Annotated in this window: 18 protein-coding genes; 12 read left to right on the top strand and 6 right to left on the bottom strand. The window is 69.0% G+C overall.

The window, feature by feature from the left end:
• The first annotated feature begins 8 nt into the window (after nt 1-8).
• The 6 genes from ACIPV5_RS07465 to ACIPV5_RS07440 all read left to right on the top strand — a co-directional run bounded on the left by ACIPV5_RS07465 (nt 9) and on the right by ACIPV5_RS07440 (nt 5,681).
• Nucleotides 9-398 (top strand): nuclear transport factor 2 family protein, encoded by a 390-nt coding sequence (locus tag ACIPV5_RS07465; protein WP_072590934.1) that lies wholly within the window; start codon nt 9-11, stop codon nt 396-398.
• A 36-nt stretch (nt 399-434) separates the two neighbouring features.
• Nucleotides 435-1,604: an ABC transporter substrate-binding protein gene (locus ACIPV5_RS07460; RefSeq protein WP_072590933.1), complete on the top strand. Its 1,170-nt coding sequence runs from the start codon at nt 435-437 to the stop codon at nt 1,602-1,604.
• Between the two features lie 72 nt (nt 1,605-1,676).
• Entirely contained in the window at nt 1,677-2,537 is an 861-nt protein-coding gene (locus ACIPV5_RS07455) for an ABC transporter permease subunit (RefSeq protein WP_053095455.1), read from the top strand.
• Nucleotides 2,524-4,296 (top strand): ABC transporter permease subunit, encoded by a 1,773-nt coding sequence (locus tag ACIPV5_RS07450; RefSeq protein ID WP_394194380.1) that lies wholly within the window; start codon nt 2,524-2,526, stop codon nt 4,294-4,296. The genes ACIPV5_RS07455 and ACIPV5_RS07450 overlap by 14 nt, the downstream gene beginning before the upstream one ends.
• The gene (locus ACIPV5_RS07445; protein ID WP_053095453.1) at nt 4,293-4,985 is read left to right on the top strand and encodes an ABC transporter ATP-binding protein; all 693 of its coding nucleotides are present in this window, start codon (nt 4,293-4,295) and stop codon (nt 4,983-4,985) included. Before ACIPV5_RS07450 ends, ACIPV5_RS07445 begins: the two co-directional genes overlap by 4 nt.
• A 45-nt stretch (nt 4,986-5,030) precedes the next feature.
• Nucleotides 5,031-5,681, top strand: a complete 651-nt coding sequence (locus ACIPV5_RS07440) for an HAD-IA family hydrolase (protein ID WP_400340571.1) — start codon at nt 5,031-5,033, stop codon at nt 5,679-5,681.
• A 61-nt stretch (nt 5,682-5,742) separates the two neighbouring features.
• On the opposite strand, the gene ACIPV5_RS07435 is transcribed toward ACIPV5_RS07440, so the two are convergent.
• The 3 genes from ACIPV5_RS07435 to ACIPV5_RS07425 form a co-directional block, all read right to left on the bottom strand.
• Entirely contained in the window at nt 5,743-7,284 is a 1,542-nt protein-coding gene (locus tag ACIPV5_RS07435) for a DUF222 domain-containing protein (RefSeq protein WP_400340569.1), read from the bottom strand.
• Between the two features lie 293 nt (nt 7,285-7,577).
• Nucleotides 7,578-8,393, bottom strand: coding sequence for an SDR family NAD(P)-dependent oxidoreductase (locus ACIPV5_RS07430; protein ID WP_053095450.1), 816 nt, complete (start codon nt 8,391-8,393; stop codon nt 7,578-7,580).
• A 72-nt stretch (nt 8,394-8,465) separates the two neighbouring features.
• Nucleotides 8,466-9,212 carry an SDR family NAD(P)-dependent oxidoreductase gene (locus ACIPV5_RS07425; RefSeq protein ID WP_400340567.1) on the bottom strand — a complete coding sequence of 249 codons (747 nt, stop codon included), beginning with the start codon at nt 9,210-9,212 and terminating at the stop codon, nt 8,466-8,468.
• 243 nt (nt 9,213-9,455) lie between these two features.
• Here ACIPV5_RS07425 and ACIPV5_RS07420 point away from each other — a divergent pair, with 243 nt between their 5' ends.
• From ACIPV5_RS07420 to ACIPV5_RS07410, 3 genes are read left to right on the top strand one after another with little or no spacing between them, the layout of a single operon-like run.
• Complete coding sequence (locus tag ACIPV5_RS07420) at nt 9,456-10,913, top strand: APC family permease (protein ID WP_400340565.1); 1,458 nt, start codon at nt 9,456-9,458, stop codon at nt 10,911-10,913.
• A 33-nt stretch (nt 10,914-10,946) separates the two neighbouring features.
• Entirely contained in the window at nt 10,947-11,786 is an 840-nt protein-coding gene (locus ACIPV5_RS07415; protein ID WP_400340563.1) for a molybdenum cofactor biosynthesis F family protein, read from the top strand.
• Between the two features lies 1 nt (nt 11,787).
• Nucleotides 11,788-13,431 (top strand): amidohydrolase, encoded by a 1,644-nt coding sequence (locus ACIPV5_RS07410; protein WP_400340561.1) that lies wholly within the window; start codon nt 11,788-11,790, stop codon nt 13,429-13,431.
• A gap of 182 nt (nt 13,432-13,613) precedes the next feature.
• Here the strand turns inward: ACIPV5_RS07410 and ACIPV5_RS07405 are convergent, their stop codons facing one another.
• From ACIPV5_RS07405 to ACIPV5_RS07395, 3 genes are all read right to left on the bottom strand, one after another.
• Complete coding sequence (locus tag ACIPV5_RS07405; RefSeq protein ID WP_400340559.1) at nt 13,614-15,077, bottom strand: GMC family oxidoreductase; 1,464 nt, start codon at nt 15,075-15,077, stop codon at nt 13,614-13,616.
• Nucleotides 15,074-16,519, bottom strand: coding sequence for an aldehyde dehydrogenase family protein (locus tag ACIPV5_RS07400; protein WP_400340558.1), 1,446 nt, complete (start codon nt 16,517-16,519; stop codon nt 15,074-15,076). Before ACIPV5_RS07400 ends, ACIPV5_RS07405 begins: the two co-directional genes overlap by 4 nt.
• Nucleotides 16,520-16,653: 134 nt before the next feature.
• Nucleotides 16,654-17,091, bottom strand: coding sequence for an Lrp/AsnC family transcriptional regulator (locus ACIPV5_RS07395; protein WP_187250130.1), 438 nt, complete (start codon nt 17,089-17,091; stop codon nt 16,654-16,656).
• A gap of 151 nt (nt 17,092-17,242) precedes the next feature.
• Here ACIPV5_RS07395 and pdhA point away from each other — a divergent pair, with 151 nt between their 5' ends.
• Genes pdhA through ACIPV5_RS07380 form a run of 3 tightly spaced genes read left to right on the top strand, consistent with a single transcriptional unit; the run spans nt 17,243 to nt 20,765 of the window.
• Complete coding sequence (gene pdhA / locus ACIPV5_RS07390) at nt 17,243-18,343, top strand: pyruvate dehydrogenase (acetyl-transferring) E1 component subunit alpha (protein ID WP_056277509.1); 1,101 nt, start codon at nt 17,243-17,245, stop codon at nt 18,341-18,343.
• The gene (locus ACIPV5_RS07385) at nt 18,340-19,368 is read left to right on the top strand and encodes an alpha-ketoacid dehydrogenase subunit beta (RefSeq protein ID WP_187250128.1); all 1,029 of its coding nucleotides are present in this window, start codon (nt 18,340-18,342) and stop codon (nt 19,366-19,368) included. Before pdhA ends, ACIPV5_RS07385 begins: the two co-directional genes overlap by 4 nt.
• Complete coding sequence (locus tag ACIPV5_RS07380; RefSeq protein WP_400340556.1) at nt 19,365-20,765, top strand: dihydrolipoamide acetyltransferase family protein; 1,401 nt, start codon at nt 19,365-19,367, stop codon at nt 20,763-20,765. The genes ACIPV5_RS07385 and ACIPV5_RS07380 overlap by 4 nt, the downstream gene beginning before the upstream one ends.
• The last annotated feature ends 123 nt before the right edge of the window (nt 20,766-20,888 follow it).

The raw sequence follows: 20,888 nt of genomic DNA, 5'->3' as shown, positions 1-20,888 counted from the left end.
GACCTCCCATGAGCAACGCCGACATCATCGCCGCGCACTACGCGGCCAGCGACCGCGGCGACCTCGACGGCATGCTGGCGCCGCTCGCCGACGACGTGAGCTGGACCGAGGCCGCCGGGTTCCCGTACGCCGGCACGTACATCGGGCCGGATGCGGTCGCGGCAGGCGTCTTCCAGCGCATCCAGGACGAGTGGGACGACTACACGGTCGCGATCGACGAGGTCATCGACGGCGGGGACGTGGTCGTCGGCATCGGCACCTACTCGGGCACGTACCGCGCGACCGGCCGATTCTTCGCGGCACGTGTCGCGCATGTCTGGCGCCTGGCCGATCACCGGGTCGTCGCGTTCGAGCAGTTCACCGACACCGAACTGGTCAACCGCGCGCTGCGCGACTGACCGCAGCACGACAAGCACACGAGAGGCAGGAATCACATGAACAAGCGAGTATCCGGCACTGCGGCGCTCATCGCCGTGGCAGCCCTCACTCTGGCAGGTTGCGCCGGCGGGGACGGCAGCGGTGGTGGCGGCGACGCCCCGATCGTCGTCGGCTCCGTGAACACGATCAGCGGTCCGGCGACGTTCCCTGAGGCGTCGCAGGCGGCGGCCGCGGTGTTCGACGCCTTCAACGAGGCCGGAGGCCTCGACGGACGCACCATCGAGTACAAGACCCTCGATGACAAGGGCGACCCGGCCACAGCCACCGCGTCAGCCCGAGAGCTCGTCGGCAGCGACGGGGCCGTCGCGCTGGTCGGATCAGCGAGCCTGATCGAGTGCGAGATCAACGCGAAGTACTACGAGCAGGAGGAGATCCTCTCGCTGCCCGGCATCGGAGTCGATACCGGCTGCTTCGCGAGCGACAACATCTCCCCCGCCAACGTCGGTCCGTTCAACGACATGACCCTCACGCTGCAGTACGGCTCGGAGGTGCTCGGACTCGACGACATCTGCATCCTGCTGGAGATCGCAGGATCCACCCGACCCACCTACCAGGCGGCGATCGACAAGTGGACCGAGATCACGGGCAAGGAGCCGAAGTACGTCGACGACACCGTGCCGTACGGCGCCTCGGACTACACGCCCTACATCGTGAAGGCCCGCGAACAGGGCTGCAAGGCGCTCGCGATCAACCCCGTCGAGCCCGACGCGATCGGCCAGGTCAAGGCCGCGAACGCGCAGGGCTGGGACGACGTGACCTGGCTCTATCTGACGAGCGTCTACAGCGAGAACTTCGCGGATGCGATCGATGACGCCGGGGCCGGCATCTACGTGCCCGCCGAGTTCTACCCGTTCACGGACGACGACGAGATCAACACCGACTGGCGGGAGCTGATGGAGGCCAACGACATCCCCCTCACCTCATTCAGCCAGGGCGGATACCTCGCCGCGACCTACTTCATCGAGGTGCTCGAGGGCATGGACGGCGACATCACCCGCGAGACGGTCACCGAGGCGCTGCGCGGAATGGATCCGATCGAGAACCCCATGGTCGGAACGCCCTACGCCTTCGGCACGCAGAACACCGCGGGATGGCCGATCATCCTCGAATCCGGCACGAACGCCTGGGAGAAGGTCGCCGACGACTGGCTCCGCATCGGCGAGTAGCCGCCCTTCACCTGCCGCCGAGCGCATTCTCGGCGGCAGGTCCTCTCCCCCTCTCATCAGAAAGGACGCCTCATGCTGCAAGGCGCCATCGCCGGTCTCGCCGCCGGCGGTCTCTATGCGGTCCTCGGAGTGTGCCTGACCCTGATGTCGCGCCTCGTGCGGGTCGTCAACTTCGCCCAGGCCGCGACCGGGATGTTCGGTGCCTTCAGCGCCGTGTGGTTCGTCAGCGAACTGGGGGTACCGATCTGGCTCGGCTCCGTGCTCGGCGTCGTCGTCGGCGGGGCGCTCTCCGCCACCATCGGGTGGATCGCCGCGACCTGGCTCTCCGAGGCCTCCACCACCACTCGCTCGGCGATGACCGTCGGTCCGCTTCTCCTGCTCATCTCGATGTCGTTCATCCTGTTCGGCAACAAACCGCAGCCGTTCACCCCGATCATCGCGGGCCCCGCCTTCTCGTTCGGGGGCGTGGTGATCAGTCAGGTCACCGTCGCCACCGTCGCCATGGCGGTCGTCACGGCGGTCGTGGTGCGGATCGTGCTGCGCCGGACGAGAGTGGGCACGCAGCTGCGCGCGCTCTCCGAGCGCCCCACCACCGCCGAGCTGCTCGGCATCCGTTCCCGTCCGCTCTCCATCGCGGTGTGGTTCGTGACCGGTGTGATCAGCGCGATCGCCATCATGATCGTGGCGCCGTCGCAGTCGAACGACGCGACCAGCCTCGCGATGCTCATAGTCCCCGCCGCAGCCGCTGCGCTGCTCGGCGGCTTCCGCCGTCTCGACCTCGCCGTCGTCGGCGGAGTCGTACTGGGCGTTCTGGGAGGGCTCGTCGCGCAGATCGACGAGGTCGCGCTCGTGCGCAATTTCCTCCCGTTCCTGTTCATCGTCGTCCTGCTCCTGTGGACGCAGCGCAAGGAGGTGTGGGATGCCGCTCGCTGACCGTCCCTGGTTCCGTCTGTCCTGGCCCCTCGCCGTCGCCGCCGCGGCGGTCGGACTGGGTGCCATCCTGAGCGCGGCGCTTCCGGGCTACTTCGTGTTCCTCGCGATCAGCGCAGTCGTCGCGGCCATCGCGATCCTGGGACTGGGCATCGTCACGGGCTCCGCCGGCATGATCGCGCTGTGCCAGCTCACGTTCGCCGCCGTGGGCGCCTGGATCGTCTCGCTGCTCAACGTCATGCAGGCGCCGGGCGGCTTCGTCGTCTGGCTTCTCCTCGGCGGCATTGCCGCCGGTCTTGTGGGCATCCTCGTCGGGCTCCCCGCGCTGCGGCTGCGCGGCGTCAACCTCGCGGTCGTCACGCTCGGATTCGCTGCGGCGGCGGATGTCACCCTCGTGCAGATCCAGTTCCCCGGGTCCGCCGACGGCACGGCTGTCGAGCGCCCGACGCTGTTCTCGAACGATCGCGAGTTCTTCTTCCTCTCGGTCGTGGTGCTCGCCGTCTGCGCGCTGGGAGTCTTCTTCCTGCAGCGCGGACGGTGGGGCTCGAGCTGGAAGGCGGTCGCCTTCTCGGAACGCGGCACCGCGGCTGCAGGGCAGAGCGTGCAGAGCGCCAAGCTCACCGCGTTCGCCGTCTCGGCCGCACTGGGAGGCATCGCCGGAGGACTCCTCGCCGGCCAGGTGCAGCTTCCGTTCGCATCGAGCTTCACCCCGCTTCAGTCGCTGGCGCTCTACGTCCTCGCCGTCATGTCGGGGGCCCATCTGATCGACATGGCGATCCTCGGCGGCATCCTCTGGGTGCTCGTGCCCGAGCTGCTGAAGCGCTGGGGCGTGCCGCAGGACTGGGCGTTCGTGGTCTTCGGCGTGCTGGGCGTGCAGGCGCTCACCAGCGGGACCAACCTCGGTCAGGGCATCCGCAATCTCATCTGGAAGCGCGCGGATCGCAGGACCGCCTCGGCGAAGCTGACCGCGCTGCCTCCCGATGCGGATGCCGAGGATCGGGCGATCACGACAACGACCACCGCGACGGTCGATGAGCGCGCGCTCGACGGTGCACCCGTGCTCACTGTCGACGGACTCACGGTGCAGTTCGGTGCTCTCACAGCATTGGACGATGTGTCGTTCCAGGTGCCGGCGGCGTCGATCATGGGCCTGATCGGTCCGAACGGCGCAGGCAAGTCGACGTTCGTCGATGCGATCAGCGGGTTCCTGCCGAAGCACGGCGGTCGAGTACTGCTCGGAGATCGTGATCTCGCCGGCCTGTCTCCGACGCGTCGCGCCCGGCTCGGGCTGCGCAGAACCTTCCAGCAGGACAGGGTCCCGCCGTCGCTCACGGTCGGCGCGTACGTGAGGTTCGTCGCTCGACGTCGACTCGCCGCATCCGACATCGATGAGGTTCTCGAGTTCTTCGGATGCCCGCCGGCCGGTGCGCGCCTGTCGAGCGTCGACGTCGGCACCAGGCGACTCGTCGAGGTCGCGGCGAACGTGGCCTCTCGTCCGCGGCTGCTGATCCTCGACGAGCCCGCGGCCGGCCTGTCGCACGATGAGCACCTGGCTCTCGCCGCGCGTCTGCGCGAGCTGCCGGCCCGGTTCGGCGTGGCATTGATCATCATCGAGCACGACCTCGATCTCGTGCGCTCGGTGTGCCCGACGCTGACTGTGCTCGACTTCGGTCGAGTGCTCGCGAGCGGTCCGCAGGCCGAGGTGCTCGCGAACCCGGAGGTCGTGAAGGCGTACATGGGAGAGACGGAGCTGCTGAAGTGAGCGAACTGGTGCTGGACGGGGTGACGGTCAGCCGGGGCGCGGGGCCGGTGATCTCGGATGTGTCGCTGACCGTGCGCGGTGGCGAGGTGCTGGCGCTCGTCGGACCGAACGGGGCCGGCAAGACCAGTCTGATCGAATCGGTGTCGGGGGTGACCCCGCACTCCGCGGGATCGATGATGCTCGACGGCGAGCCGCTCGACAAGCTGTCCCGGGTGTCGAGAGCGCGGCGCGGCATCGTGCACATCGAGCAGGGGCGAGCGGTGTTCCCATCGCTGACCGTGCGCGAGAACATCTCGCTCACCGCGCGGACGCCTGCGGAACAGGATGCGGCGCTCGCGCAGTTCCCTGAGCTCGAGAAGCGCATCGACTCCCCCACCGCGCTGCTGTCGGGTGGCGAGCAGCAGATGGTGGTGCTGGCACGTGCCTTCGCCGCGAAGCCGCGGATCCTGTTGATCGATGAGATGTCGCTCGGTCTCGCGCCTGTCGTGTTCATGCGGCTCATGCCGATCGTGAAGTCGATCGCCGAGTCGGGCGTCGGGGTGCTGCTCGTGGAGCAGTTCACGCAGCTCGCCCTGGGCCTGGCTCGCGAGGCCGTGGTGGTGGCCGGTGGGCGCGTCTCCTTCCAGGGCACCGCCGAGGCGTTGAAGGAGGATTCGCAGCTGCTGCACCGCGCGTACCTCGGTGGGTAGCGCCGTCAGGTCGGGCTTCAGATGCTGCGGCAGTAGCCTGAGGGGATGACCGAGACCATCAGCGCCCGCGCCGTCCTGCTCGACATGGACGGCACTCTCGTCGATTCGACGGCTGTCGTGGAACGGCTCTGGCTGGCGTGGGCCGAGCCCCACGGAATCGCTCCCGAAACTGTCTTGAGCGTCGTGCACGGCCGGCAGGGGCACCAGAGCATGGCGATCATGCTGCCGGAGCGCGACCACGAGATCAACATCCGCGAGAACGCGGTGATGCTCGCGAACGAGAGCAAGGATGTCGATGGCGTCATCCCGATCGAGGGTGCGGATGCCCTGCTCGCCGCACTGCTCCCCTACCCCCACGCGATCGTCACCTCGGCCGACGTGACGCTGATGAACGCGCGGATGGGCCAGGCCGGCCTGACCGTGCCCGCACTGACGGTCACGGCCGAGAACGTGTCGGCCTCCAAGCCCGACCCCGAGGGCTTCCTGCTGGGTGCGGAGCTGCTCGGCGTCGACCCCGCCGACTGCGTGGTGTTCGAGGACTCGGGCGCCGGCATCCAGGCCGCGCATGCTGCGGGGATGCGGGTCATCGGCGTGGGCGCGCACTCGACGTCTCATCAGCCGACCTTCCATGTCGATGACCTCACCCAGGTGGCCGTCATTCCGACGGCGGACGGTTTCGAGCTCGCGATTCGCTGATGCGCTGATGCGGTGCTGCGCTGGTGTGGTGCTGCGGTCGCATCGGTGACGCTCACCCGCGTCATCCGGTGCGGGTGAGCGGCGCGGGGAGTGTGAGTCGCGCCACGCTGAGCCTCGGTGTGCGCCATCGTTCGTCGGGATCCCACCATCTCGGTCCTCGTACCTGCGGGACCCCGTCGTCCATGCGGATCTCCCACCCCGAGGTCCCGAGGGATCGGTGGTGCCACCAGCACAACGGGACCCCGTTATCCGTGTGAGTCGGACCACCCCTGGCATGCTCGACGACATGGTGGATCTCGCACCACGACGCGGGAACGTGGCACCCGGGAATGAGGCATTCTTTGTCGCGGGCGATGATCGCCCGGCGTTGGTGCACGGTGAAGACCCGGTCTGTGGTCGTGATCCCAATGATCCTGCCCTCATCGACCAGCACCCGTTGAATCGTCCCCGTGCATCCGACGTGCGCGGCGACGGAGACCGGGACGTGGGCACCGGATCCGGCGATCGTCGCCCACCCACCGTTTCCGCCCGCTCCGCCCATTCCGCCCTTTCCGCCCATTCCGCCCATTCCGCCCACGAGATCCCTCGCGTCGACGTTCACGACGAGGACCGGCGCCGCTCCACCGAGGGTGGGCATGTCGCTGTGTCGCGCGGCGATCCCGAACACCATCGCGAGAGCGTCGTGACGCTTCTGCGACGCGGTGCGGTCATCGAGCACACACCGCGGATCCGAGTTGAACGGATCCCTATCGTCACCGTCTGCACCAGCACCAGCACCCGCACCCGCTCCAGCGTGGGTGTCGGCGCCCTCGCTCGGGGCGAAGTGCACTCCGGGCATGGGCGCGCCGCCACCTTTGGGGTTGAGGATCGCGTCCAGGATCAGCTGCAACTGCGCCGCGACGTCCGGGGTCAGATACCCGCGGATCGCGTGCACGCCGTCCGTGAGACGACCGATCGTGATGCCCCGCCGGCGCCGGGAGTCCTCATCCTTGGGTTCTTCCCCGTCGGGGTCGAACATCGACGCGAGATCCTCGGCGAGAGCTTTCAAGTCCTGCGGGGTCGGCGCCGGACCCGGCTCATCAGTCTCCGGGCCGTCATCATCAGCGTCGACCACGACGCCGTGGCCGCGGGCACACCCCGCCAATGCGACATCCGCCGCCAACCGCTGATCCACCGTCAGCCGATCCCACACCTTCTCGATCGGCCCCGTCGCCGCAAGAAACCCGGCGACGCCGACCACCCCATCCAGCAACGCGAGACGCATCTCCGACCACCGGGCCGGCATCCTCTCCCCCGCCAGACTCACCGGACGCCGCACCAGATCGACGACCCTGTCGACCCGGGACGCGCCCCGCACATCCACCGACACCGCCCGCTGCAACAGCTCATTCAGGCCCCGACACCCCGCCGAATGCGGAAAGTCGGCGGCGTCGCCCGTCGCGATCGTCTCGACAATCACGGCCTCCGCGCGGCGGAAGACAGCACCCGCACCCTGCAGAACAGTCACCCGATCCGCATCCGACAACCCCGCGAGTGCGCCGTCGGACAGCACCGTGTCGAGGTCGGCGATGACCCGATCCAGAAGCTCCGCAGTGCTGTTCATACCCCCAGTCAACCCGGGGCCACCGACATTCGAGACCCGAAACCACCAAGAATTACCCCAGATCAGATCCGTATTCCAATCTCCCAGAATGGCACAGCGAGAGCGCCCAGATCGCACGCGGGATGGGGTGGAAATCGCCAGAGGCGCGACCGACAGGAGGAAGCGGGGAAGAGGCGAAAGACGGGATACGTGAGAACGGAGAACACAGCGGCGTCATCGGAGCGCTAACGACCGAACGGGAACGAGAGCGCCCATGCCGGGAACGACCGACCATGCACCCGAGCGACCGCCTCCTACATCCCCGCCCGGTCGAAGGCGATCGTCGGCACATCAACGACGTGTGACCCGCCATCCGCCACGATCACGGCACCGGTGACGTACGACGACTCCCCCGATCCCAGGAACCGCACGACCGACGCGATCTCCGCCGGCCGAGCCGGGCGCCGCAGCGGCACATCCGCCGTGACGGTCGCATACGCCTCTTCCCGCGAGCCCAGCCCGGCATGGGTGGCGAACTCGTCCATCTCGTCGTCGGCCATCGGCGTCTGCACCCACCCTGGGCACACCGCGTTGACGCGCACACCCTGCCTTCCGTAGTCGCGGGCGAGGGTCCGCGTCAGCCCGATCAGCGCGTGCTTGCCCACGGTGTATCCCGCCACCGACGGACCCGCGAAGAGACCTGCGAGAGACGACACGATCACGATCTGTCCTTTCGCCTCGATCAGCGCAGGCAACGCCTCTCGCGCCATGACGAACGCCGTGGTGAGGTTCGCCCGGATCGCCGCATCCCAGCTGTCGTCGTCGGTGTCGGCGACCGGCGAGAAGCCGTGTCCGCCGGCATTCGCCACCAGCACGTCGAGGCGCCCGAACGTCGCGAGCACCTCCGCCACCGCTGCCTGCGCCGATGCGGTGTCCGCGGCATCCGCGATGATCGGATGCGCGCCGACGGCGTCGGCCACGGCGCGCAGCGGCTCGGGCCGACGCCCCACGACCACGACGTGCGCACCTTCAGCGGCATACCGTTCGGCGATCGCCGCCCCGATGCCGGTACCTCCGCCGGTGATCACGATGACCCGCCCGGAGACCGTCGATCCCACTGCACTACCCATGTTCGCTCCTGTTCTCGCCGCGCTCACGCGCTCTCGCCGCGCTCATGCGCAGGTCCGTCGTCCCCGAGACCATCAGGCCGGGAATCCTGATCGGGCCGAGTACCCGAAATCACTGAGGATGGTCGTGCCGTTGATCGCTCTGCTGCGCGGCGACACGAGATACAGCACGTGTGAAGCGACGTCCTCGGGCGTCTGCACCTCGAAAGCCGGGGAGACGAACGCATACTCCCCGAGGTCTCCACGGCTCATCGGGGTGTCGACGATCGACGGCGCCACCGTGTTCACCCGGACATCAGAGCCGGCGAGATCCACCGACAACGATCGCCCCAGCTGCACGAGCGCGGCCTTCGATGCGCAATAGGGCGCCATGCCGGGTGACGACACGAACGCCGAGTCGCTCGCGAGCAGCACGACGGATGCCGAAGGCGACGCCCGCAACGCGGGAAGGACCTGCGCGAGAACCAGGAACGCCCCCGTGACATTGACCGCGAACACGGCGTTCCAGTCGTGAAGCGAGATCTGCTCGATCGTCGATCCGACCGGACCCGAGATCCCCGCGCAGCACACGACCGCATCCACCCCGCCGAGCTCCTCGACGGACGTGGAGACCGCCAGCGCGACCTGTGTCTCGTCGGTGACATCGACCACCCGGACCACAGCGTCACCGCATCCGCGTGCCGTCTCTGCGAGCGCAACGGCATCCCGATCGAGGAGCGCCACGCGCACCCCCTCCGCGGCGAGCGCGCGGGCGGTCGCGCGGCCGATACCGCTCGCGGCGCCGGTGATCAGCGCGGTCGTGCCCGTCAGCTGCAGGTCCATGATCTCCTCGAGACATCGCCGCGGCGCCGGCGGCGCTCCGCGAGGACGGCGGTGTCATCACCGTCATCCTGCTCCGCCGGATCCGGGCCGGGAACACGACCAGGACGGCTGTGCGCGCTGGCACCATCGTCCTTCGCTCAGGGTCAACCGCCGCGCTCCCGGCACGAGCAGACTCGCTGTATCGACGAACCCCTCGTCGTCGATGCCGTGCCGACACGGCCGTCACCGAGCAAAGGAGCCGACGTGGCAGACCCGATATCTGCGTCCACGACGCAGCAGGACCACACCTCTCTTCGACCCGGCGCGCTGGGCGTCGCCGGGATCGTCTTCCTCGTGCTCGCCGCCGTCGCACCACTGACCGGCATCGTCGTCGTCGCCTCGCTGGCGATCGCCCTCGGAAACGGCGGCGGCACGCCGATGGCCTTCTTCATCGTGGCCGCGATCCTGCTGCTGTTCGCCGTGGGATACGCGCAGATGTCGAAGCAGCTGGTCAACGCCGGCGGCTTCTACGCCTTCGTCGTGAAGGGCCTCGGTCGCACGGGCGGTCTGGTCGCCGGCCTCATCGCCACGCTCGGCTACAACTTCTTCGTCGTCGGCACGATCGGCACCAGCGGCTTCTTCATGCAGAACATCATCCGCGACCTCACCGGCCTCGACGTGCACTGGCTCATCTGGGGTCTGCTGTCGATCGTCGTGTGCTTCGTGCTCGCACGGGTCGGGGTGGACTTCTCGTCGAAGATCCTCGGTGTGTGCCTCGTGCTCGAGGTGCTGATGCTCGTGGTGTTCGACGTGTCGGTGCTCGTGCAGACCGGATACGACGTGGCCGCGTTCAGCCCGGAAGCCGTGTTCTCGGGGTCGCTGCCGATCGGCCTCCTCCTGGCCGCGACGGGCTTCCTCGGCTTCGAGGCGACCGCCCTGTTCAGCGAAGAGGCGAAGCAGCCGCTGCGCACGATCCCGCGGGCGACGTACACCTCGATCATCGCGATCGGCGTGATCCTCGGCGTCACCACCTGGGCGGTGGTGAGCGCGACCGGCGTCGCGCAGGCGCAGGCAACCGCTCTCGAGCACCTGCCGACGGGCGACCTGATCTTCATGCTGTCGCAGCAGTACCTCGGGGGCCCGCTGACGACCGTGATGATGATCCTGCTGCTGGTCAGTCTGTTCGCGGCGATGCTCGCGTTCCACAACTCCGCGACGCGCTATCTCTACTCCCTCGGGCGCTCGCGGATCCTGCCGCACGCTCTGGCCCGCACGCGCCGCAACGGCGCCCCGCAGCTGGCCGGGATCGTGCAGGCATCGTTCGCGGCGATCGTGGCGATCATCTTCGCGATCGCCGGTGCCGACCCCATCCTCACGCTCGTGCCGGCGATGCTCGGCTTCGGCACCCTGAGCGTGCTGATCCTGCAGGGGCTCGCCGCGATCTCGATCGTCGTGTACTTCCGCCGTGCCGGCGATCCACGATGGTGGAGCACGTTCATCGCACCCGGAATCGGATTCCTCGGCATCGCCACGATCTCGGTGCTGGCGATCGTGAACTTCAACATCGTCGCCGGATCCGAGGAGCTCGCCATCCGTCTCATGCCGCTGCTGCTCGTGGTGGCGCTGATCGGCGGCATCGTCTACGGCGCGTATCTCAAGCGCTCCCGGCCCGCCGTGTACGAGGGCCTCGCATCCGACCTCGAGCGCTTCAGCGACCGCTGACGCTCCCGCAACCCCACTCACCTGAGGAGAGACATGACGACCCTGAACCCCGCAGACACCTCCACCTGGCTCCCGCTCGAGGGCCTGGCTCCCGGCTTCGACGCGAACAAGGCTCCGCACACGACAGCGTTGAGCGGCCGGGAGATCACCGTCGTGGACGTCCGGGGAACCCGCATCTCGCACCGGTTCGCCGACACCACGGTCGCGTGGGACTACCGGCCCGGTGCCGACGACACGACAGCACCCGCCTCCGACACCGACGACTACGAGGCGTTCGAGGTCGACGACGACCTGTACTTCGTGCAGTTCCATCACGACTACCTGCCGAACGAAGCAGTGTCTCTGATAGTCGACCTGCGCCACGGCCGCGCCCTCGCCGTCATCTCGGTGATCCTGCCCGCGCCCGAGCAGGGACGCACCCGCGTGCAGCACGTCTTCGCGCCGAGCATCATCGACGGAGCGACCGTGACGGGTGCAGAGCCGGCGCCGACGACGACGCTCATCGGTCGCCGGGTCGAGTGGATCTACAGCGAGGAGCACGCCTACGAGCACGTGTACCTCTCGGAGCGCTGGTACTCATGGCAGTGTCTCGCCGGCCCCGAGCGCGGCCTCGCAGACACCGACGAGAACAGCGTGTGGGAGGTGCGCCCCGGGATCTACGTCTTCGCGTGGCGCGAGAAGGTCATCCCCTGCGCATCGGTCACGATCGCCGACCATCGCGACGCGAACGCGATCCGCTCGCACGGCGTGCTCTTCGGGCTCGACGAGTCGGGCGAGGTGCCCACGCACTTCACGTTCGGCGCTCACGGCCGACTGCTCTCGACGACCCATCACGCGAACGGCCTCGAGCCGGCGCTGTTCGGAACCCTCTGAGATGACGACGGCCGAGCTCATCGTGACGGGCTCGGTGATCCGCACGGCGGATCACCGAGCACCGACCGTCGAGGCGTTCGCGGTGCGCGACGGGCGGATCCTCGACGTCGGCACGCGGGCCGAGATGGACGCGTACCGCGGCCCGGACACGAGGATGCTGGATGTCGGCGATGCCGCGGTCTACCCCGGCTTCGTCGACGTGCACAACCACCACGCTCTCGCCGGGCGCACCGAGCTGTTCGAGCTCTCGCTGCCGCCCTCGCTGGGCCTCGACGACATCCTCGACCTCGTGCGCGAGAAGGCCAGCGCGCTGCCGCCCGACGCGTGGATCGTGGGCGGCCCGGTGTCGACCACTCTGCTGCCCAGCCTCGCGAACAGCGCGATCAGGCAGCGTCTCGATGAGGCGGCCGGCGGTCGCCCCGTCGTCCTGGTCGAGGACTCGAGGCACAACAGGTGGGCGAGCACGCGGGCGCTGCAGCTCGCCGGGATCACCGCCGACAGCATCCCCTCCGGCGGAGTCACCGTGCTCGATCCCGATGACGGCACGCCGACCGGGGTGCTGTTCGAGTCAGCGGGAATCCCGGTGCAGGAGGCCTACGATCGCAGCGGTGGGCTGACGGGCGAGCAGCACGTGGCCGCGTCGCGCCGCGGCGTCGAGATCCTCAACTCCTACGGCATCACGACCTTCCAGGACGCCGGAGTGTCGACCGACATCCTCGCCGCCCTCGCGACCCTCGACCGGTCGCACGAGCTCACGGCCTGGGTCGTCTCGTCGCTGCTGATCAACGATGAGATCTTCGGGTTCGATCCGATCGGCGCCCCACTCATCGACCTCGGTGAGCAGTTCCGCACCCCGCACCACCGGCCCGACTTCGTGAAGATCTTCCTCGACGGAGTACCACCCGCGCGCACGGCGTCGTTCCTCGAGCCGTATATCGCGGATGCCGTGCACGGTGCGCACTTCCACGGCGAGACGACGATGGACTTCGACGAGCTGCACACCTGGCTGCGGTCGGTGGCCGAGCGCGGACTCGGCGCCAAGGTGCACTGCACGGGAGACGGATCGGCGCGTCTCGTGCTCGACGTCGCCGAGCGCATCCGGTCCGACGGCTTCACCACCCCGATCCAGATCGCGCACGGCCAGTTCCTCGCCGACGACGACATCCCGCGCTTGCGAGCCCTCGATGTCTCGGCCGACATCTCGCCGTTCATCTGGTTCCCGGGTGTGATCCCGCAGGCGCTGGCCGAGGTCCTCGGCGACCGCGCCGAGCATTCGCAGCCCAACCGTGCCCTGCTCGACGCCGGCGCGCTCGTCGCCGGCGGCTCGGACTGGCCGGTGAGCGAATCGCCGAACACCCTCGAGGGGCTGCAGGGTCTCGTCACGCGCGCCGATCCTCTCGGCCGAGCGCCCGGCGTCCTCTGGCCCGAGCAGGCGATCACGGCGGAGGAGGCCCTGCAGGTCTTCACGATCAATGCCGCGACCGCGATGGGCCTCGGCGCGGAGACCGGCTCGATCACGCCAGGCAAATCGGCGGACTTCGTGGTGCTCGCTCGGGATGCGATCGCCGGCCCGGCCGACGAGATCGTGCACACTCCCGTGCGGTCGACGTGGTTCGCCGGTCGCGAGGTGTATTCCGCGGGCTGATCAGGTCGCATGCCGTGCGCGTCATTTCCCTGCGGGGTCGATGACGCACCGCTCAGGAGCGATTCGGATGCGTTGGTGACCCCGCATGCGGGACGACACGCAGGTTCGACCTCGCGCGCCGGATGAGACGCTGATGCCCCCTTCCACCTACTCGGCAGGAGGGGGCATCGCGAGCGTCGACGTCAGCGTCCGAGCAGGAACCTCGCCCCCAGCTCGCCGATCATCGCTGCGGGGGCGTTGGTGTTGCCCGTCGGAACGGTGGGGATCACCGACGCGTCGATCACGCTCAGCCCCTCGAGACCGCGCACCCGCAGCAGCGGGTCGACCACCGCCTCGGCATCCGATCCCATCCGGCAGGTGCCGACCTGGTGGTGGTAGGTGATGGCCGTGCGGCGCACCCAGTCGTCGATCCCGTCGTCCGACACGTCGGGGCCGGGGTACACCTCGGTCGCTCCCCATTCCTCGGCGAGCGCCGGCTGCGCGCCGATCCGGCGGCACTGACGAACCGATGCCGCGAGCGCTGCCACGTCCCTGTCGTCTTCGAGCGCGGCGAGGTCGATCAGAGGCGGGTCCGCGAGATCCGGACCGGACAGGGTGAGCCCACCGCGGCTGTACGGCGTCACGAGACCGGCCATGAGGGTGAATCCGTCATCCCCTCGAGGTTCGAGCTCGCCCCACATCGGCACCGAGAAGTGGATGGGCTGAGTGTCGGGCTCGGCGAGGTCGTCGCGGCTGCGCCAGAACAGGTGCGACTGCGTGACCGAGACGCCCGGCTGCGGCGGTCCGACCGGCCTCTCGGTGGTGAAGATGACCGGTGAGAGCAGATGGTCGTGCAGGTTCTTGCCGACGCCCGGTGCATCCAGCACGACGGGAATGCCGAGCGCGGCGAGCTCGTCGGCGGGGCCGATGCCTGAGCGCAGGAGGATCACGGGTGATCCGATCGCACCGGCCGACAGCACGACCTCGTCGGCGAAGACCTCCGCGGAGTCGGCGCCCGAGCCGAGTCGGACTCCGACGGCGCGGCCCTCCTCGACGATCACCGAATGCACCTCGCGCTCGGTGAGGATCGTGAGCCTGTCGACGACCGGCTGCGCGTAGGCCATCCACGTGTTCACCCGCCGGCCGTCGCGGATCGTCACCTGCTGCTGCGAGACGCCGTCGAGGGTGCCGCCGTTGTAGTCCGGGTTGCGGGGCAGCCCCTCTTCGACGGCTGCGCCGATGATCGAGGCCTGGATCGGCGAGAGCTCGTAGTCGTCGGTGACGGGCAGCACATCGTGCTCGAGCGCGGCGAAGACGGGTTCGACCGTGCTCCAGCCCCACCCCGTCGCGCCCGCGCGTTCCCAGGCGTCGTAGTCGGAGGCGGCGCCGCGCACCCAGATCATGGCGTTGAGCGCATGCGAGCCTCCGGTGACCTTCCCGCGCGGCAGGTGCAGTCGGCGTCCGCCGGCGTGCTTCTGCGGAACGGTGAAGAAGTCCCAGTCGTCGGCGGAGTGCCACAGCTCCCCCGCCCTCGACGGGTCGTGGATCGCCGGATTCGCGTCGTATCCTCCGGCTTCGATCAGCGTCACCTCGACGCCAGCGTCCACCAGGCGTCGCGCGACGATCGCGCCCGAGGTCCCGGCCCCGACGACGATCGCGGTTCTCATGCCTGCGCCTTGCGGCCCGGCCCCGACACGACCTGCGTCACGGCGACGGACTTGAGCCCCTCGACACCGAACTCCAGGCCGTAGCCCGAGCTCTTCACGCCGCCGAACGGCACCATCGGGTGCAGCCCGCCGTGCGAGTTGATCCACACCGTGCCGGACTCCATGCGCGTCGCGGCCTCGCGGGCGGCGTCCGGATCGCTCGACCACACCGATGCGCCGAGACCGACGTCGACCGAGTTGGCGAACGCGAACGCCTCGTCGACGTCGCTGTACCGGATCACCGGCAGCGCCGGGCCGAACTGCTCCTCCTGCACGAGGGCCGCGTCGTTGTCGATGTCGGCGACGATCGTGGGGCGATAGAAGAGCTCGCCGAGCTCAGGAGCCGCCTCGCCGCCCGTGACGACACGGGCGCCGCGTCCCTTCGCCTCGTCGACCAGGCGCGACACGATGTCGAACTGGGCGCGATTCTGCAGCGGACCCAGCACGTTGTCCTCGTCGAGCCCGTTGCCCATCGGGACGGATGCCGCGATCTCGGCGAGCGCGGTGACGACCTCGTCGTAGACGGAGTCGTGCACGTAGAGGCGCTTCATCGCGGCGCAGGTCTGACCGGTGTTGATGAAGGCGCCCCAGAAGAGGTCCTGCGCGATCGCCGACACATCGGTGCCCGGCAGCACGATCCCGGCGTCGTTCCCGCCGAGCTCGAGGGTGAGGCGGGCGAGGTTGCCTGCCGAGCTCTCGATGATGCGTCGCCCGGTGGCGGTGGATCCGGTGAACATGATCTTGTCGATGTCGGGGTGCGAGGCGAGGCGCGCACCCACCTCGCGATCGCCGGAGACACCGATCAGAACGTCGGCGGGCACCACGTCGTTCATCACCGCCAGCATCGCGAGGACGCTCAGGGGCGTGTACTCGCTCGGCTTCGCGACGACGGTGTTGCCCATCCGCAGCGACGGACCGATCTGCCAGATAGTGATCATGAGCGGCCAGTTCCACGGACCGATCGCGCCGACCACTCCGGCGGCCTTGTAGACGAGCTCGGCGTGCAGGGTCTCGTCGTCGACGAGCACCTGCGACTCGAGCGGGATCGACGCATTGGTGCGCAGCCAGGCCGAGCACGCACCCAGTTCGAAGCGCGCGTTGGGGCCGTTCAACGGCTTGCCCTGCTCGCGCGAGAGCAGGTGCGCGAGCGCCTCGGCGTTCGCGTCGATCGCATCGGCCGCAGCGATCAGCAGCTCGCTGCGCTTCGCGTGGCCGAGGGACTCCCAGCCGGGCTGAGCGGCTCGCGCTCGCGCGATCGCATCGTCGAGGTCGCTGACCGAGTGCTCGGGCGCACGACCCATGACCTCGCGTGTGGCGGCATCCGGGATGTCTCGCCCCGCGCCCTCCGGCGCCTGGATGCGGTCGAGCAGCGCGGCGGCTGCGGATGCGGCGGATTCGGACATCGGGACTCTCCTTCGAGCGGGACGCATGCCAAGGATCTGGCGGGTCGTCTCATTGTCGAACGCGATGCGACAACCCACTTGTCGCGGAGCGCGCCGCAGATGTCCGAGTGCGAAGGGATGACCTCCCCACCCGCTCAGATCAGGGTGAAGTCCTCGAAGATGAGGGTCGTGCGTGTGGAGCGGATCGAGGGGATCGCCTGGATGTCCTCCAAGACGATGCGGCGGAGGTCGCGCGCGTCGCTCGCCCGCACGAGCAGGATGACGTCGAAGTCACCGCCGACGAGCGCCATGTGCTCGATCTCGGGAATCATCCGCAGCCTGGCGCTGACCTCCTGCCAGGTGGCCTGCTCGATGGCGAGTGTCACGTAGGCGCTCGCATGGTGGCCGAGCAGCACGGGGTCGGTGCGCACCGAGTAGCCGGTGATGATGCCCGCATCGGTCAGCCGCTTGATCCGTGCGTGAGCGCCCGCTCTCGAGATGTGCACGGCCTCGGCGATGGCGGTCATCGACGCCCGGGCGTCGATGCGCAGCTGCTCGAGAATCGCGTGATCGGTGTCGTCCAGCGTGATCATGGAACCCCTTCGTCCTCTGCCTGAATTCTGACATTTCGTCACGGAGGTGAGCAAGTAGATCGCATTCGTCCACGATGCGCCGAATGTTCTTGGACGTCTGTCGCGAGGAGAGCATGCTGGCGTCATCGAGTTCGGCAAGGAGGGCGAACGGATGGAACACGCACACCTGCTCCCGCGCGACACGGCGGTGCAGCTCATCGACGCAGAGGGCCGTGTCGTCGACGACCCGCACTTCCCGCTGCCGGATACGGACACCCTGCTCGCCGCCTATCGCGGTCTCGTCGAGGGACGCCGCATCAACGATCAGGCCAGCGCTCTCGTCCGCCAGGGCCGCCTCGCCGTCTACCCGTCGTCGCACGGTCAGGAGGCGTGCCAGATCGGAGCGGCCCTCGCCCTCGACGCCGGCGACTGGCTCTTCCCCACGTATCGGGACTCGGTCGCGGTCATCGCCCGGGGTGTCGCACCGGCCGAGGCGATGGTGCTGCTGAAGGGCGACTGGCATTCGGGCTACGACGTGCGAGCGCACCACGTCGCGCCTCAGGCCACTCCGCTCGCCACACAGCTGCTGCACGCGGTCGGCTTCGCGTATGCCGCGAAGAAGCGCGGAGAGCAGACGGCCGTCCTGGCACTGTGCGGCGACGGTGCGACCAGTGAGGGCGACTTCCACGAGGCGCTGAACTTCGCCGCCGTCTTCCGTGTGCCGGTCGTCTTCCTCGTGCAGAACAACGAGTTCGCGATCTCGGTGCCGCTCAGCCGCCAGACCGCCGCGCCGTCGCTGGCCCACAAGGCGATCGGATACGGGATGCCGGGGCAGCGCGTCGACGGCAACGACGTCGCCGCCGTGCTGGCCGTTCTCGGCGAGGCCATCGCACATGCCCGCTCGGGCGACGGTCCGACGCTCATCGAGGCGCACACCTATCGGATGCAGGCGCACACGAACGCCGACGACGACACGCGCTATCGCGAGCGCGCCGAAGTCCAGGCGTGGGTCGAGCGCGACCCGCTGACGCGACTGCGAGCACACCTGACGAGCGCCGGCGTCCTCACGGCCGACCGTGAAGCCGAGTACGCGGCGGAGGCCGAGAAGACCGCCGCGGCGATGCGAGAGGCGCTCAACGTCGATGCCGAGATCGATCCCGAGGATCTGTTCCGCTTCGTCACAGAGACCCGCTCTCCGCAGCGCGAGGAGCAGTGGCAGATGCTGAGGGACGAGATCGCACGCAACCACGCAGCAGCCGGAGGTGCACGATGACCATCGCCCACGACGACATCCGGGTCGACACCGGCGCACTGTCCGTGTCGACCATGAGCATGGCCGCCGCGCTGAACCTCGCCCTCGCGGATGCGATCGAGAGCGATCCCGAGGTCGTCGTCTTCGGCGAGGACGTCGGAGCGCTCGGCGGCGTGTTCCGCATCACCGACGGACTCACGGCGCGGTTCGGCGAGGACCGCTGCTTCGACACCCCGCTCGCCGAATCCGGCATCGTCGGCACAGCCGTCGGCATGGCCATGAACGGTATGCGTCCCGTCGTCGAGCTGCAGTTCGACGCGTTCGCACTGCCGGCATTCGAGCAGATCGTCAGTCACGTCGCGAAGCTCGGCAACCGGACGCGCGGTGCGGTGCGGATGCCGCTCGTGATCCGCATCCCGTTCGGCGGCGGCATCGGCGGGGTCGAGCACCACTGCGACTCCTCCGAGGCGTACTACGCGCACACCCCGGGCCTCACCGTCGTGAGCCCGTCGACTCCCCAGGACGCCTATTCGCTGCTCCGGGCGGCGATCGCCTCGCCCGACCCGGTGATCTTCCTCGAGCCGAAGAAGCTGTATTGGACGAAGGGCGAGGTCGACACCTCCGTGACGGCGGACATCGGCTCCGCTCGCATCGCCCGCGAGGGCACCGACGTCACCCTGCTCGCCTACGGCGCCTCGGTGCCGCTCGCGCTCGAGGCCGCCGATGTGGCGGCATCCGAGGGGCGCAGCGTGCAGGTCGTCGACATCCGTTCGCTGTCGCCGTTCGACGACGCCACGGTCACCGCCGCCGTGCGCGCGACCGGACGAGCGGTCGTGATCGCCGAGGCTCCCGGATTCGCCAGCGTGGCCTCCGAGATCCAGGCGCGCGTCTTCGAGCGCTGCTTCGAGTACCTCGAGGCTCCGGTGCGCCGCGTCACCGGATTCGACACCCCCTACGCCCCGCCCAAGCTCGAGCACTGGTACCTGCCCGACGTCGACCGCGTGCTGGACGCGATCGACTCGCTGCACTGGGAGGACGAGTCATGACGGCGCTGACCACCCACGTCTTCCGGCTGCCGGACCTCGGCGAGGGACTCACCGAGGCCGGACTCGTGCAGTGGCTCGTCTCCGTCGGCGACACGATCGTCACCGACCAGGCGATCGCCGAGGTCGAGACGGCGAAGAGCGTGGTCGAGCTGCCGTCGCCCTTCGCCGGCGTCGTCACCGCACTGCACGGAGAACCGGGCGAGACCATCGACGTCGGAGCGCCGGTGCTCGAGGTCGCCGACGGCGCCTCTTCTTCTGCGGATCCTTCCTCGGCGGACGCTCCGGACACCCATGCGGGAGGAGATCTCCGTGCGGATGCCGGCGATCCGGAGCAGGAGGCGTACCGCGAAGAGGAGCGCGCAGGGTCCGGCAACGTCCTGATCGGCTATGGGACCTCGGAGCGCGGCGCGACCGGCCGACGGCGCCCGAAGGCGACGGCGGCATCCGAGATGCCACGCGAGAAGCCGGACCCGAATGCTTCGGAACGGCGGCCCGTGGCCGTCCGCTCTCCCCTGGTGCGACGACTCGCCCGCGACCTCGGACTCGACGTCCACGCCATCACCCCGACCGGCCATGACGGCGCCGTCACGCGCGCCGACGTGCTGGCGGCCGCTGTCGACGACGCCGTCGACGGGGCAGCGGCGCAGCATCGCCGCGATGATCACCAGCCGCAGTCCGCGAACGCCGAACGTCTCGATGGCCTCGCCGTCGTCTCCCGTGAGCGGATGTCCCCGCTGCGCAGGGCGGTCAGCGCACGACTGACCCGCAGCCGCTCCGAGATCCCCGAGGCCACGGTCTGGGTCGACGTCGATGCCACCGAGCTCTGGAATCTGCGCTCCGAGATGGTTCCGGCCGGCGGCAGGGCACCGTCGATCACTGCCCTCGTGGCACGCTTCGTCGTGCTCGCGCTCGCGGAGCATCCGGTGCTCGCCTCCCGCCTGAGCGACGACGGGTCGGAGATCATCTCCTTCGACGGCCTCAACCTCGGCGTCGCCGCCGACACCGAGCGCGGCCTCCTGGTGCCCGTCATCCCGCGGGCGCACGAGCTCACCGTCGAACAGCTCGATGTCGCGCTGCGCGAGCTGTCGGCGACGGCGCGTTCGGGGGCGATGCCTCCGGAGCGGCTGCGGGGGTCGACGTTCACCCTCAACAACTACGGCGGGCTCGGGGTCGACGGCTCGGCCGCGATCATCAACCACCCCGACGTCGCGATCCTCGGCATCGGTCGCATCATCGAGCGCCCGTGGGTGATCGACGGTCAGATCGTCGCCCGCCGCGTCGCTCAACTGTCACTGGTGTTCGATCACCGCGTGTGCGACGGCGGGTATGCGGCGAGCTTCCTCCGCCGCGTCACGGAGCTCATCGAGCATCCGCTGCGCGCGTTCGGCAAGGTGTGAGGGCGTCTGAGTCGCGCGGTCGCAGATGTGGGGCTTGGGTCGCCCGGCCACCGTGCGCTACTCTCGTCAATTACTGACCGATCATTCGGTAAGTAGCTCGGGGTGACGCAGCGTCGCTCCTCC

The sequence above is a fragment of the Microbacterium sp. NPDC090014 genome, assembly GCF_044748285.1.
In the GTDB taxonomy this organism is placed as follows: Bacteria; Actinomycetota; Actinomycetes; order Actinomycetales; family Microbacteriaceae; genus Microbacterium.
Note: the sequence above shows the minus strand (reverse complement) of the source record. Positions and strands in the feature narration are given on the sequence as shown.